The following is a 13,329-nucleotide window of genomic DNA, read 5'->3' as shown; positions in this document are numbered from 1 at the left end:
ACTTCTCCAACCCAACATCCAATAGTACATTGTTGACAATCTACAGTTATCAGGAAAGTATAAAGCCATGGCAACACTCAGCCCCATCCTGAAGCAGGCGACGCCCGTGGTGGTCGATCACGCGTCCGGCAGCTGGATCCACGGCACCGACGGCAAGAAGTATCTGGATTTCACCACCGGGATTGGGGTCACCAGCACCGGCCACTGCCACCCGGATGTGGTGGCCGCAGCCCGTGAGCAGGTGGGCAAGATTATCCACGCCCAGTACACCACCGTGATGCACAAGCCGTTGCTGGAACTCACCGAACTCCTGGGCGGGGTACTGCCGCAAGGATTGGACAGTGTCTTCTACGCCACTTCGGGCTCAGAAGCCGTCGAGGCGTCCATCCGGCTGGCCCGGATGGCCACCGGCCGGCCGAACATCATCTCCTTCCATGGTGGATTCCACGGCCGCACCGTCGCTGCGGCTTCATTAACCACCGCGGGCAGCAAGTTCCGCTCCGGGTTCTCCCCCCTGATGGGCGGGGTGCACGTAGCCCCATACCCGCACTGGTACCGCTACGGCTGGGATGAAGCAACCGCCGTCGAATTCGCCCTGAAAGAACTCGATCACCTCCTTCTCACCATCAGCACCCCGGCCGATACCGCCGGGTTCATCATCGAGCCCGTCCTGGGCGACGGCGGATACATCCCCACCCCTGTCGCTTTCCTTCAGGGCCTGCGCGAGCGCGCAGACAAGCACGGAATCGTACTCATCCTCGATGAAGTGCAGGCCGGCGTTGGCCGCACCGGCAAGTTCTGGGGCCACAACTGGGCAGGGATCCGTCCCGACGTGCTGATCACGGCCAAGGGCCTTGCCAGTGGCTTCCCAGTCTCAGCGATCGCCGCCTCCGCCGACCTGATGGGCAAGGCGTGGCCCGGTTCCCAAGGCGGCACTTATGGCGGGAACGCTGTTGCCGCAGCAGCCGGAGTCGCCACCCTCGGTGTTATCGAGCGCGAAAACCTCGTAGAAAACGCACTGCTGCGCGGCGACGAACTGCGCACCGGCCTCGATGCCCTGCAGGCAGAATTCGCCGGGATCGGCAACGTCCGCGGACGGGGCCTCATGCAGGGTGTCGAATTCACCGCGGCGGACAACACCCCGGATGCGGCTACGGCACTGGCGGTCCAACAGGCTGCAGTCAAGGAAGAACTCCTGCTCCTTACCTGCGGCCCGCACGGCAACGTCATCCGCCTTATCCCCGCCCTGAACGTTACCTCCGACGAAATCCAGTCAGGCATCACCAGATTCACCCAGGCACTCAAAGCGGCAACCTCCTAGCCCCCTGATTCTTGAAAGAGCGACCATGACCCCCACCTTTGATCCCAGCACTCTCCAGACGGATTTGTTCATCGACGGCGTCTGGCAAAAAGCCGCGAGTTCAGCCACTTTCCCGGTCGAAAACCCGGCTACCCACGAAATCATTGCCCACGTTGCGGACGGGGGCCCCGAAGACGCCGCACGGGCCATCGAGGCCGCGGGCCGTGCCCAGGCGGCATGGGGCAAGTCCACTCCCCGGGAACGGGCCGACATCCTGCGGCGCGCTTTCGACCTGGTGATCGCCAATACCGACCGGCTCGCGGCCATCATGACCGCCGAAATGGGCAAGCCCCTTGCAGAAGCAAAAGGCGAGGTGGCCTACGGCGCCGACATGCTCCGGTGGTTCGCCGAAGAAGCGGTCCGTGTCGGCGGCGACAGCACAACATCGGTGGACGGCAATACCCGCATCCTCATCACCAAGGAACCGGTGGGCCCCGCAGTGCTGGTCACCCCCTGGAACTTCCCGCTCGCCATGGGCGCCCGCAAAATCGCCCCGGCCGTGGCAGCCGGCTGCACCATGGTGTTCAAACCGGCGGAACTCACGCCGTTGACGTCCCTGGCCCTGGTCGCAATTTTCAAGGAAGCCGGACTTCCCGACGGCGTATTGAACGTTGTGACCACGTCGAGCGCTTCCAGCGTGGTGCGGACGTGGACGGACAGCGGCATCGCCCGCAAAATCAGCTTTACCGGCTCCACGGAAGTGGGCAAAGTCCTCCTTCGGCAGGCTGCCGACAACGTCATGCGGTCCTCGATGGAGCTTGGCGGGAACGCGCCGTTCATCGTGCTTGCCGATGCGGACGTTGAGAAGGCCGTGGACGGGGCCATGAAAGCGAAAATGCGGAACATGGGCGAAGCCTGCACAGCCGCAAACCGCTTCTTCGTCCACCGTTCCGTCGTGGCTGAATTCGGTGAGAAGTTCGCCAAAAAGATGTCAGAATTGCAGACAGGCAATGGCGCCGTGGCCGGCACCGACGTTGGGCCACTGATCGAGCAGAAGGGGCTGGACAAGGTCGAAAGCCTGGTTGCCGATGCTGTCTCCAAAGGTGCACGGGTACTGACGGGCGGAAGCCGTCCGGAAGGCCCCGGCTACTTCTACTCCCCCACCGTCCTGGTGGACGTGGCACCGGAATCCGAGCTGATGAGCACCGAAATCTTCGGCCCGGTGGCCGCCATCACGGCCTTCGACAGCGAGGACGAAGTCCTCCGCCTGGCCAACGATACCGTCTGGGGCCTCGTGGGCTACGTGTTCACCGAGAGCCTGGATAAAGCGATGCGGTTCTCGCGGGACCTGGAAGTCGGAATGGTCGGACTGAACACCGGCCTGGTTTCCAACCCGGCAGCTCCGTTTGGCGGCGTCAAGCAATCCGGGCTCGGACGCGAAGGCGGAAAAATAGGGATTGAAGAATTCCTGGAGTATAAATACACCGCACTGGCGGTCTGACAGTTTCAAATTGCCGAAGCATGAAATGAGGGGATGTCAATGGCGGCACCGGAGGGAATGTTCGTACTGGAGGGCCGGCCCACGGCGCAGCTGATCGCTGATCAGTTGCGTGAGCTTATTGTCCAAGGCGCGTTCAGGCCTGGACAGCAGGTCAACGAATCTGCGTTGGCCAGCCAGCTCAGCACGTCACGGGGTCCACTCCGTGAGGCACTGCAGCGGCTGTGCCAGGAGGGCATCCTGGTGAGCAAACGCAACCGCGGGGTCTTTGTACTAGAGCTTTCCGGCGAAGATGTCAAAGAGATCTATGCGGTGCGTGAGGCAGTAGAACTGGCCGCGGCCAATACCCTCCTGGACTCGGCGCCGGAGCAGGTCACGGATACCTGCCGGGAGCTCAAGGGCATCATCAGAAACATGGCTAAACAGGTTGCGGCATCGGACTGGCAGGCGATTGCCCGTCTCGACATGCAATTCCATACCGCCTTTGTTTCAGGCACCGGAAATACCCGCCTGATCCGCATCTATCAGACCCTTGCAGCGGAATCCAGAATGTGTATCTTGAGCCTTGAGGTCGCCTATCCCCGCATTGATGTGCTGGTGCAGGAACACCAGACGCTCCTGGACTTGCTGGAGGCCCGCGACCGGAGCGGTCTCCAACAGGCCATCAAACGCCATATGCAAAAGGCCGTAGAGGACCTGACTTCCCCACCGGAAGCATCCGGGATTACGGCCTAGACACGGCGGCTCCTCCAATATGGGGAATCGCCAGCGCAGGGAGGGCCCGGTTCAATCCGAACTGGGCCCTTCTACGTATCAGACCGCATCGGGGAGCGGCGGCTTTTCCGTATCGATGACGGCTTCTTTGTTGCATCGCAGGGTGGCGAGTCCCGAACCGCTAGTCCCGGCAGGCCTGCAAGAGTAGCGTCAGTGTGACGATGCAGCGGGACACAGGCCCGGAACCATGTCCAGGGCCGGCCGTGCTCGTCTTGGGAGTGGTCACATGGCTGGATGGAACGCTGATACGGCGGCCGGTCCCCTCGGCGCCGGGACAGTCACTCTGGTGGAAGGAACTTCCTTCTGCATCTCGTTGCCCAACGGGGATATTCATCCCGACCAGCCGCACGGAATGTTCTTCCAGGACACCCGGATACTGTCCGACTGGGCCCTCTCCGTCAACGGCCAACCAGTGGAGCCCTTGACCGCGCAGACGAAAGAGCCGTACCGGGCCGTCTTCGCCGGCCGGATCACGAGGTCCGATGGATACGCGGATACTCCACTGATCGTGGAACGGATGCGGGAAGTAGGCATTGGAATGGTGGAGCACGTCACCGTGCGCAACTACTCAATGGAACCCGTGGAATGCACAGTAGCCATGGATGTCGGGTCAGATTTCGCTGATGTCTTTGAGGTCAAGGAAGCACGGGTCCAAAGGCAATGGGAAGAGTCCCGGGAAGTGACACCGAACGCCTTGACCATCCGGGGCCGATGGCAGGATATCCGGAAGTCCGTCGTCGTAAGTTCTGATGCTGCCGAAGCAACTGCCCGTGGCTTTGCCTGCCGGACCACCATCCCGGCACGTGGCCAGTGGAGTGTGGTCCTTACCGTGGCGTCCGGCAGTGAGGCGGCGGCGCCTGTGGTGCGTCCCGCCGCCGGCGAATTGTCCCGCAGCGACCGCCGGCGCCAGGAATGGGTGGCCAGGATTCCTGTACTGCAGATGGGCAACCGCTCCATCGAAAAGACGCTTCGGCGCAGCTATGACGATCTTGGCGCGCTCCGCATCGAGGATCCCGCCCACCCTGACAGGGTTGTGGTGGCAGCCGGCGCGCCCTGGTTCATGGCGTTGTTCGGGCGTGACTCGTTGTGGGCATCAGAGATGGCTATGCCCGTTGATCCGTCACTGGCCCTGGGCACGCTGCAAACGCTGGCCGACCGGCAGGGCAGGGTGGTTGATCCGGTGAGCGAGGAGGAACCGGGAAAAATCCTTCATGAGGTCAGGCTGGACGTCTCCAGTGGCCTGGCTCTGGGTGGCAAATCCGTCTACTACGGGAGCATCGACGCTACTCCCCTGTTCGTGGTGGTCCTGGGTTCGGTCAGCCGCTGGGGTTTTGCCCAGGACACCATCGCGGCCCTGCTGCCCAACGCCGACCGGGCGCTTGATTGGATCCGGGACTATGGGGACAGGGACGGTGACGGGTTCGTCGAGTATGAGCGCCTCAACGACCGCGGGTTAATCAACCAGGGCTGGAAGGACTCGTGGGACGGGATTAACTTTGCCGACGGCAGGCTGGCAGAGCCGCCGATCGCGCTTTGTGAGGTACAGGCCTACGTTTATGACGCCTACATGGCCCGAGCCTGGATGGCGTACGACGCCGGTGACGCACCTTTAGCGTCCGAACTCGCCGACCGGGCGGCGCAGTTAAAAGCCCGGTTCAACGAGCAGTTCTGAATGCCCGACCGGGGGTATTACGCCATTGCCCTGGACGGCAAAAAACGGCAGGTGGACGCATGCGCCTCCAACATGGGCCACTGCCTGTGGGTAGGGCTCGTAGACGACGACAAAGCGCCGCTGGTAGCCGAGCGGCTGATGTCCCCGGAGATGTTCAGCGGCTGGGGCGTCCGCACCCTGGGTACTGACATGGGTGCCTACAACCCGGCCAGCTACCACAACGGTTCCGTTTGGCCCCACGATAATGCCGTCATCGCAGCGGGCCTGATGCGGTACGGGTTCGTGGCGGAAGCCCAAAGGATTTCCACGGCACTTCTTGAGGCTGCCGACTACTCCGAAGGCCGGCTCCCCGAACTGTTCTGCGGTTTCGGCCGGGAGCAGTACAGCGAGCCGGTCCCCTATCCCACCGCTTGCTCGCCACAGGCCTGGGCCGCGGCCTCCCCCATTCAGCTTGTCACGAGCCTGATGAGGTACGACGCCCATGTGTCGCGCGGCGGGTTCTGGATGGATCCAGCCCTGCCGCCCTCCTACGGCGACCTGCACATTACCAACGCGCCCATGGCGGGCGGCCGGGTAACCATCGACATCGCCAATTCCGTGCCCGTCGTAAAGGGACTTCCGGAGGGGATGGTGTTCCATCAAGGACACCGGCCGTGGCTGACGGAGCTGGTGCAACAGGCAGGACTGCGGAAAGAGAACTGACCCTGAACGGACGTAGGGACCCAGCGGAGGTCCGGCCCTGAGGGAGCCTGCCAGTACCGGCAGGCTGCTTTTGCCTTTCGCCTCCCCAGTGGTTGTTTTTACTCCGCGGGCTTGCCCACCATTAAAGGGTGGGAATGAAGTACGGGCGGCACCGGCTCGCGTTCGCTGTGTGCCTGCTGATCCCCCTGGGCGGAACGGCGGGCTGCACCTATGAATACCCCGAGCCCTCCCAGACACAGGCATCCGACGCGGAGCGAGTGCATGAGCCAACAGTCGAGCCTGCATCGGACACGGGTGCCCCGAAACCATACAGCGATCCCCACGTACTCGAGCAGGAGGCCGTGAACTACGCCCAGCTGGACCGGCTCCTGGGAGCATCGCCGGAGCCAGACCTGCTTTCGGAGGTGGGCCCCTCGGACGGCCCACTCAGGGGATTTGGCAATACCGGAAAGGTGCCGGCGACCGGGCGGTACACCGTCACCGCGGCCTGCGTTGGTGCTTCCGGGGCCAAGGTGTCCGTGGGGCAGGAGCACCCGGGCGCCCCCTTCCGTCCGCTGGAGCTCGCCCTTGATTGCGCCGGTGCCACATCTCAGGTCATTGCACTTGAGCAGGGGTACGTATTCGCACATCTGTCCCTGCCCGCCCCCGGCGATACGCCATGGACGGGTGCGGTTGGTGGTGTCCGTGTGGGCGCTGCCCCTACGGATTGACAGTCAGGGGTTCGGTCCTGGCCGCGCACGAGGCCCGTTGCAAACCTGACGGGTGCGCCATCCGGTTGTTCCGGCCCGTATCGTCGCACCAGTCCAGGGCATAGGGAACAGCTTCAACCGATGCCTCCCCTGCGGACGCCCGTTGCGGGAGGACGAAGCGGAAACTGAATCCGCCGGCGTCGTTCATCGGGGCAGTTTCCCTGATGACAATCTGGCCGGCTGCATCGGTCACGGTGACCTGAACGAGGGCATCCTGGCCGTAGCGGGGATTGCAGCGCGCGTCCTCGGCATGAACCGTGATGCTGTCGCCGGGCTTTGCGGATAACGGGCTTACGGCGTAGTCGGGCGGCAAACACGGCGGCTCGTCCTGCCAGGAAGAACGGCAAGCGGAGGAAGCCGCAACGAGAAAAACACCAGTTGCCGCTACCAGGGTTGCCCTCTGACAAATCTGGGCCGCCCCATCCGTTAGGAGTCCCATGGGCCCATTATGGAGGGCACTGACGGCAGGTAGTCCTGTCGCCGGGGAATTTTCCATGGCTTTATTGAGGGAATAGATTCTGAGCGTGGTCAGTTATGAGGATAATCACCAGAACAACCTCCGCATCGATCCTGCCGCGCACCTGACAACAAAGAAAGAACTCAAAATGCCTTCACTCACTGGAGCAGTCGTCCTCGTCACCGGAGCAAACGGCGGCATCGGAACCAACTTCGTCCACCACGCGCTCGCCCGCGGCACCAGCAAGGTTTACGCCACAGCCCGAAATCCCCGGACCTGGGATGACGAGCGCATTGTGCCGCTCACCCTCGATGTCACAGATCCCGCCTCAATCCAGGCAGCAGCCGCGGCCGCCGGGGACGTCACGGTGTTGATCAACAACGCAGGAGCGTCTGTGGCCAGCGCGGGGATCCTCACCCACACCGCTGACGAAATCCGGACCAACGTCGAGACAAACTTCCTCGGCCCGCTGTTCCTCGCCCGAGCGTTCGCACCGATCCTGTCAGCGAAGGACGAATCGGTCATTATCGACATCCACTCGGCCATGAGCTGGTACGCCGTGGGTGGCATTTACAGCGCCACCAAAGCCGCACTCTGGTCGGCCACCAACTCCTTGCGCCTGGAACTCGCTCCCGCAGGGGTCCACGTGGTGGGCGTTCACGTCGGTTATGTCGACACGGCCATGGCTGCCAAAGCCACCGACCCCAAGATGGAACCGGCCGATCTTGTCCGCAGGGTTTTGGATGCGGTCGAAGTCGGCGAGTACGAGGTACTCGCCGACGAGACATCCGTCCAGCTCAAGGCCGGACTCAGCGCCCCCATTGAGGCCATGTACCCACAGCTCGCAGCAAAGAATGTGTAGAAATGCCCGGTCGCCGTACCAGCGTCTCTTCCTAGCCGGCGGGCACGCCATCACATGCTAGGCTGCCCGGAACCCCACGCGGCTGTATATAGGCTGCAACCACCCAGGAGGTTCGCGGTGCCGGATACTACCTGCCATATGTCAATCTCGCTGGACGGCTTTGTGGCCGGACCGGACCAGAGCCTCGAGAACCCCTTGGGAAGGCGGGGTCTGGAGCTGCACGGCTGGCACATCGGCGACCCTCGGGCCAACGATGCGGACAGGGTCGCGAACGAGTGGCTCATGCGTCCACGTGGAGCGTACGTGATGGGGCGGAATATGTTCGGCCCCATCCGCGGGGACTGGGACGAGGAATGGAGCGGCTGGTGGGGCGCCGAACCGCCGTATCATGCACCGGTTTTCGTGCTGACCAATCACCCGCATGATCCCATCCAGATGAACGGCGGGACGACCTTCCACTTCGTGACCGAGGGGTTCGATGCCGCCTACGCAGCAGCGTGCGAGGCTGCCGGGGACAACGGCGTAGATATCGCCGGTGGAGCCTCGACCGTCCGGCAGGCACTGATCGCCGGCGTCGTGGACGAACTCACCCTCGACATCGCCCCGGTCCTGCTCGGTTCAGGCGAGCGCATATTCGACGGGGTGGAATCCTTCGACTACGTGCCCACCGAGGTGCTTCACTCACCGCTGGCCACCCACATCCGCTATCGGCGGGTCGGCTGACCGCATAGTCGGAAACGGTATCCTGACAGTCTCCAGGCGGCGGGAAATGCCCGGTTCATGGAACGGCCCGCGGGTCCAGGGGCTACCGGGCAAAGAGGGCGGTTCCTCCGCAGTGCCAATGGATTCAACCATGGCCAGGATTGCCCAGGTCCAGCAAGTCGCACTCCAGGGCGGTAGGGAGCAAGCGACGGCGGGCTTTCTTGGCTTGTGGGACCAGATCGGCACCGACGGCCTGCCGCTGCACCGCGTTACCATCGCGCACTACCTCGCAGATTTGCAAAACGACCTGGCGGAAGAACTGCTATGGAATGAACGGGCACTTGCAGCTGCCGACGCAGCGCAGTCCAAAGAAGAAGCAGACGCCGTACGCCCCTTGCTTGCATCTCTCAATTTGAACACCGCCCAGACGCTGTTTCGGCTCGGCCGACGCTCCGAGGCGCTCCGCCACTTGAGCAAGGCAGAGCAGGCGCAGACGCACCTGCACCATGACGGCTACGGGGAAATGCTTCGAATTGAGATTGCTGCATTTCGCGCGAAGATTGATCCCCAGCCTGAGCTCCCGCTGTAGCCGGTGGCGGGGCACCCCGCGCCTGTCGAAGCGCTACGGCATGGGCACCTTCGCCGGCGGCCGGCTCTCGGGGCGGTGGCGGAAGGACTCCGTGTCCCGGCCCATCTCCGGCGCCCGCCCCAGCACGTGGTTCGGCATGACCAAGCCGCGAACCAGCGCAAGCCCGACATCGTGGAGGAACTGGCCCAGGTAGCCCAATGGGCCAGCGTCGCGCTCATCGAGCCTGCCATCGCGTTCGTCATCAATCACCGGGCATCACCTCAGCCTCGTGTGACCGCACCGTGGAACAGCAGGAGTGACGGTTCCGCTCCCAACGGCAACGCGTGATGAGCCAGGTCCTCCTGGCCTCACACGAGTTAGGTATGCTGATTCGAAAGGCAAGGGGATCGGGATGGGCAAACGTAAAGCGACGGCACTGGACGTGGCGCAACGGGCGGGGGTGTCCCGCAGTGCGGTCTCGCTGGTGCTGAACGGCAGGGCGGACGGCAACGTCACCGCCGAACGCCAGGAGCGCGTGCTCCGCGCCGCGGCGGAACTGGATTACACGCCCAACTCCGTTGCCCTCAGCCTGCGCAACCAGCAGACATCAACGATCGGCATCATTACCGATGACATCGTCACCAGCCCCTTCGCCGGCCGGCTGATCAGCGGCGCCTCACGTACCGCCCTGGCCCGCGGGTACATGGTCCTGGTGGTCGATTCAGAACATGACACGTCCCGCGAGAGCGCCGCGGCACAGCAACTTGTGCACCGGCAGGTGGACGGGATCATGTACGCCACCGGCAGCCTGCGCGAAATTACCTCCCCGCCGGCGATGCTCACCCTGCCGGCCATTCTGGCCAATTGCACTGATGCCGGCTCCCAGCTCCAGTCGGTGATACCGGCAGAGGTGGACGGCGGGCGATCAGCGGCACAGCTGCTGCTTGACCTGGGCCACCGCCGTATCACCCTCTTGACCGGAACTCTCAGCTCGCCCGCCGCCCCGCAACGCGAACAGGGTTACCGCGCGGCGATGGAGGAGGCGGGGCTGGGCCTTGAACAACAGCACGTCCACATGACCGGATGGGACATCGACGAGGGTTACCGGGCCGCTTCCGCTGTCCTGGCCGGCAAAGACCGGCCGACGGCGATCATTTGCTCCAACGACAGGGTCGCCACCGGGGTTCTGCTGTATGCCGCTGCCGCAGGACTGCGCGTACCGCAGGACCTCTCCGTGGTGGGCTACGACGACCAGCAGAACCTCGCCGCCAACCTGGTTCCCGCGCTGACCACGGTGGCACTTCCGCACGCCGAAATCGGAGCAGCGGCCATGTCCCTGCTGCTGGATGCGGTAGAAGGAAAAGCCCCGGCAGCCGGGAAATCGGAAACGCTCCACATGCCCTGCCGGATCATCCCGCGGGCCTCCACCGCAAGGGTCCCGGCCGGCTAAACCAGGCGGGACGCGCCCCCGGCCACCTGGCGGCGGAAACCTACGGCACAGATGATGTGTCCCAGCTGCGGCGGAAGACCGCTGCCCGCACGTCGTCCACAGGCCTAACAAATTGCAGCCCGCCGAACGTCCAACAAGCGCCACTTGACACGTGTTAGGCCTGCTCACTAACGTACTTAACACGTGTTAGGAGGAGACGACAATGACGTCTGAAAAGACACCGGGGCAGGCAAGTCCCCCGGATGGCCTGCGGTCCGGCAGCGGACTTTCGCAGCTCACGCGGCGTTCCATGCTGGGCCTTACCGGGCTCGCTGTTGCGGGAGCCACGGTGGGCGCCTGGCCCCGCCTGACCGGAAGTGACATTCCCGGACGCGGGAGCAAAGCCCTGAACATCGCCATCCTCGGAACGGCAGCGGATGCGTTCGCCCGCCAGGGTCTGGTGAACGCCTTTACCGCCGCCCACCCTGATATTCCGGTCCGCTTGCAGGCCATTCAGGGCGCGGACTGGAAGGATTTCTTTTCCAAGATCCTCACCATGGCCGCCGCCGGCACACCGCCGGACGTTGTCTACGTAGCCACCGAGGGCGCCCAGCTGTTCGCCGACAAGCTTGCCGAGCCGCTGGATGACTATGTCCGCCGGGATGCTGCGGACATGGGCGACTACTTCGATGACGTTCATCCGAGCCTGCTGGAAGCCTTCATGTACCAAGGCAACCTGTACCAGCTTCCGCTGGACTGGAACGCGGCGAACATGTACCTGAATACCACCACCTTCGCCCAGGCCGGGCTGGACCGGCCCAAGGACGATTGGACACAGGACGACTTCAGCGCAACGCTCCGCGCCCTGCGGAAAGCACGCCCGGCCGACTTCACCCCGTACTACTGGACCAACCGGCTTTTCGGCGGAGTAGTACCGTGGCTCTACGCCAACGACACCAGCTTCCTGACCGAAACCAAGGCCTCCGGCGGGGACTGGCTTTGGGACCGTTTCTACCCGAACGATCCCGCCCGGGCCACCCGCGGGGGCGGCTACCAATGGCTGGCTCCGAATGCCGAAGACGGGCGGGTTATCGAAACCTTTGACTACCTGCGCGAACTCGTCGCCGAAGGACTTGGCGTGCGTCCCGAATCCGGGGGCGGCAACGCCCTGGTTGGCCTGTTCGGCAACAACCGCATCGGCACCACGCCTGCAGGGGGCTACTGGGCGCAGGGCCTGCACGACGCCGGAATGACCGCCAGCCAGTTCGACGTCCAGTTCTTCCCGCGTTGGCGGACGCAGCGGCATCAATTCGGCGCCGCCGGCTACGCGATCATGCGCACTGCCAAAGACAAGGACGCCGCGTGGGAATGGGTTAAGTTCTGCTCCAGCCGCGAAGCAATGCAGTTGGCCATTCCCAAGCCGAACACTACGCCCACCCGCCGTTCGATGGTCAACGAGTCCTTTTATGCGGCCACCGGCCCCAGGCACTGGAAAGTCTTCTACGACACCCTGGACAGGTTCCCCACCTCCGGCCCCATTCCCGCTCCGCCCCAGCAGGCCGCCGTCGAAACTGCCCTGATGAAAAACGTTTCCACCGCCGTCAGCGGCAGCTCCGCTGATGTAAAGGCCGCAATGGGCACCCTGCAGCGCGATCTCGAGCTGGCCCTGAGGAGGAACTCATGACCACCACTTCCACCGTTCCACACCACACCGTGCAACCAGCTGACGCGCGCCGCTCGTTCGTCGAGCGGTGGCTGGCCATGATCTTCCTTGCCCCAACAGTGCTCGGCATGGCCCTGTTCACCTTTCTGCCGATCATCGGCTCACTGGTGCTGGCCTTTTTCCGCTGGGACATCATTTCGGCACCCCAGTTCGTCGGTTTCGCCAACTTCGCCTCGCTGGCAGAGGATCCCACTGTCCGGGTGTCCTTCCTGAACACCATCGTGTTCGTCATTGTCGCAGTGCTGCTTCAACTGGGCATCGCCCTGGGTCTGGCTTCCATGCTGCAAGCCAGGATGCCTTCCTGGCTGAGGGTGTTCCTTCGCTCCACCTTCTTCTTCCCCTTGGTCCTTTCCGCCGCGTCGGTATCCATCTTCATGCGGTACATGTTCAACGAACAGTTCGGCGTAGTGAACTGGCTCCTGTCCCTGATCGGCATTCCCGCAGTGCCATGGCTGACCAGTCCCGTGGCATCCGCAGCCGTGGTGGTCCTGGTCTACGTATGGCAGAACTTCGGATTCTCCTTCCTGCTCTTCCTCGGCGCCTTGACCAACATCCCCAAGGAACTGCACGAGGCCGCGAACCTGGACGGCGCCACAGGCTGGAAACAATTCAGCAATGTCACCCTTCCGCTGATCAGTCCCACGGTGCTCGTTGCCTCCGTCATGGCCATCATCAGTGCCCTGCAGGTCTTCGACCAGCCCTACGTCCTGACCAACGGCGGACCCGGCGATTCCACCCGCACCGCCGTCATGGTGATCTTCGAATCGGCCTTCCAGCAGCTGGAGTTCGGCGAAGCATCGGCCATAGGCCTGATCCTCACCGTACTCATCCTTGCCGTCACTGCACTGCAATTCCGCCTCAGCCGCCGCTTCGTCTTCTACCAGTGAGGTCCC

General features: G+C 63.5%; 12 protein-coding genes and 1 pseudogene. 11 read left to right on the top strand and 2 right to left on the bottom strand.

What is annotated here, in order from left to right:
• Positions 1-67: 67 nt before the first annotated feature.
• The 5 genes and pseudogenes from BMX78_RS08665 (at position 68) to BMX78_RS08645 (ending at position 6,656) form a co-directional block, all read left to right on the top strand.
• Entirely contained in the window at positions 68-1,321 is a 1,254-nt protein-coding gene (locus tag BMX78_RS08665) for an aspartate aminotransferase family protein (RefSeq protein ID WP_091418665.1), read from the top strand.
• A gap of 25 nt (positions 1,322-1,346) precedes the next feature.
• Positions 1,347-2,801, top strand: coding sequence for an NAD-dependent succinate-semialdehyde dehydrogenase (locus BMX78_RS08660; RefSeq protein ID WP_091418663.1), 1,455 nt, complete (start codon positions 1,347-1,349; stop codon positions 2,799-2,801).
• A gap of 39 nt (positions 2,802-2,840) precedes the next feature.
• The gene (locus BMX78_RS08655) at positions 2,841-3,533 is read left to right on the top strand and encodes a GntR family transcriptional regulator (protein ID WP_170850750.1); all 693 of its coding nucleotides are present in this window, start codon (positions 2,841-2,843) and stop codon (positions 3,531-3,533) included.
• 265 nt (positions 3,534-3,798) lie between these two features.
• A pseudogene (locus tag BMX78_RS08650) lies at positions 3,799-5,946 on the top strand (amylo-alpha-1,6-glucosidase).
• A 134-nt stretch (positions 5,947-6,080) separates the two neighbouring features.
• On the top strand, positions 6,081-6,656 hold the full coding sequence (locus tag BMX78_RS08645; RefSeq protein ID WP_091418660.1) for a hypothetical protein: 576 nt from the start codon (positions 6,081-6,083) through the stop codon (positions 6,654-6,656).
• Here the strand turns inward: BMX78_RS08645 and BMX78_RS08640 are convergent.
• Positions 6,646-7,008, bottom strand: coding sequence for a hypothetical protein (locus tag BMX78_RS08640; protein WP_286138876.1), 363 nt, complete (start codon positions 7,006-7,008; stop codon positions 6,646-6,648). The two genes, BMX78_RS08645 and BMX78_RS08640, sit on opposite strands and share 11 nt — an antisense overlap.
• Positions 7,009-7,300: 292 nt before the next feature.
• On the opposite strand from BMX78_RS08640, the gene BMX78_RS08635 reads away from it, so the two are divergent.
• The 3 genes from BMX78_RS08635 to BMX78_RS08625 all read left to right on the top strand — a co-directional run bounded on the left by BMX78_RS08635 (position 7,301) and on the right by BMX78_RS08625 (position 9,305).
• Positions 7,301-8,014 carry an SDR family oxidoreductase gene (locus BMX78_RS08635; protein ID WP_091418915.1) on the top strand — a complete coding sequence of 238 codons (714 nt, stop codon included), beginning with the start codon at positions 7,301-7,303 and terminating at the stop codon, positions 8,012-8,014.
• 138 nt (positions 8,015-8,152) lie between these two features.
• Positions 8,153-8,737 (top strand): dihydrofolate reductase family protein, encoded by a 585-nt coding sequence (locus BMX78_RS08630; protein ID WP_211482563.1) that lies wholly within the window; start codon positions 8,153-8,155, stop codon positions 8,735-8,737.
• 130 nt (positions 8,738-8,867) lie between these two features.
• Positions 8,868-9,305 (top strand): hypothetical protein, encoded by a 438-nt coding sequence (locus BMX78_RS08625; RefSeq protein WP_091418656.1) that lies wholly within the window; start codon positions 8,868-8,870, stop codon positions 9,303-9,305.
• 33 nt (positions 9,306-9,338) lie between these two features.
• On the opposite strand, the gene BMX78_RS23070 is transcribed toward BMX78_RS08625, so the two are convergent.
• Positions 9,339-9,554, bottom strand: a complete 216-nt coding sequence (locus tag BMX78_RS23070; protein WP_170850749.1) for a hypothetical protein — start codon at positions 9,552-9,554, stop codon at positions 9,339-9,341.
• Between the two features lie 142 nt (positions 9,555-9,696).
• On the opposite strand from BMX78_RS23070, the gene BMX78_RS08615 reads away from it, so the two are divergent.
• The 3 genes from BMX78_RS08615 (at position 9,697) to BMX78_RS08605 (ending at position 13,323) form a co-directional block, all read left to right on the top strand.
• Complete coding sequence (locus tag BMX78_RS08615) at positions 9,697-10,734, top strand: LacI family DNA-binding transcriptional regulator (RefSeq protein ID WP_091418655.1); 1,038 nt, start codon at positions 9,697-9,699, stop codon at positions 10,732-10,734.
• Between the two features lie 202 nt (positions 10,735-10,936).
• Entirely contained in the window at positions 10,937-12,397 is a 1,461-nt protein-coding gene (locus BMX78_RS08610; protein WP_091418653.1) for an extracellular solute-binding protein, read from the top strand.
• Positions 12,394-13,323 carry a carbohydrate ABC transporter permease gene (locus BMX78_RS08605; protein WP_091418651.1) on the top strand — a complete coding sequence of 310 codons (930 nt, stop codon included), beginning with the start codon at positions 12,394-12,396 and terminating at the stop codon, positions 13,321-13,323. Before BMX78_RS08610 ends, BMX78_RS08605 begins: the two co-directional genes overlap by 4 nt.
• Positions 13,324-13,329 lie beyond the last annotated feature (6 nt).

It is taken from the genome of Arthrobacter sp. OV608, from assembly GCA_900110595.1.
GTDB lineage: Bacteria > Actinomycetota > Actinomycetes > Actinomycetales > Micrococcaceae > Arthrobacter.
This window is presented reverse-complemented; position numbering and strand designations above follow the sequence as displayed.

Excerpts from the sequence above, each read along its gene's own strand:
- BMX78_RS08665 (WP_091418665.1), top strand. The coding sequence starts at position 68 with ATGGCAACACTCAGCCCCATCCTGAAGCAGGCGACGCCCGTGGTGGTC.
- BMX78_RS08660 (WP_091418663.1), top strand. The coding sequence starts at position 1,347 with ATGACCCCCACCTTTGATCCCAGCACTCTCCAGACGGATTTGTTCATC.
- BMX78_RS08655 (WP_170850750.1), top strand. The coding sequence starts at position 2,841 with ATGGCGGCACCGGAGGGAATGTTCGTACTGGAGGGCCGGCCCACGGCG.
- BMX78_RS08645 (WP_091418660.1), top strand. The coding sequence starts at position 6,081 with ATGAAGTACGGGCGGCACCGGCTCGCGTTCGCTGTGTGCCTGCTGATC.
- BMX78_RS08635 (WP_091418915.1), top strand. The coding sequence starts at position 7,301 with ATGCCTTCACTCACTGGAGCAGTCGTCCTCGTCACCGGAGCAAACGGC.
- BMX78_RS08630 (WP_211482563.1), top strand. The coding sequence starts at position 8,153 with ATGTCAATCTCGCTGGACGGCTTTGTGGCCGGACCGGACCAGAGCCTC.
- BMX78_RS08625 (WP_091418656.1), top strand. The coding sequence starts at position 8,868 with ATGGCCAGGATTGCCCAGGTCCAGCAAGTCGCACTCCAGGGCGGTAGG.
- BMX78_RS08615 (WP_091418655.1), top strand. The coding sequence starts at position 9,697 with ATGGGCAAACGTAAAGCGACGGCACTGGACGTGGCGCAACGGGCGGGG.
- BMX78_RS08610 (WP_091418653.1), top strand. The coding sequence starts at position 10,937 with ATGACGTCTGAAAAGACACCGGGGCAGGCAAGTCCCCCGGATGGCCTG.
- BMX78_RS08605 (WP_091418651.1), top strand. The coding sequence starts at position 12,394 with ATGACCACCACTTCCACCGTTCCACACCACACCGTGCAACCAGCTGAC.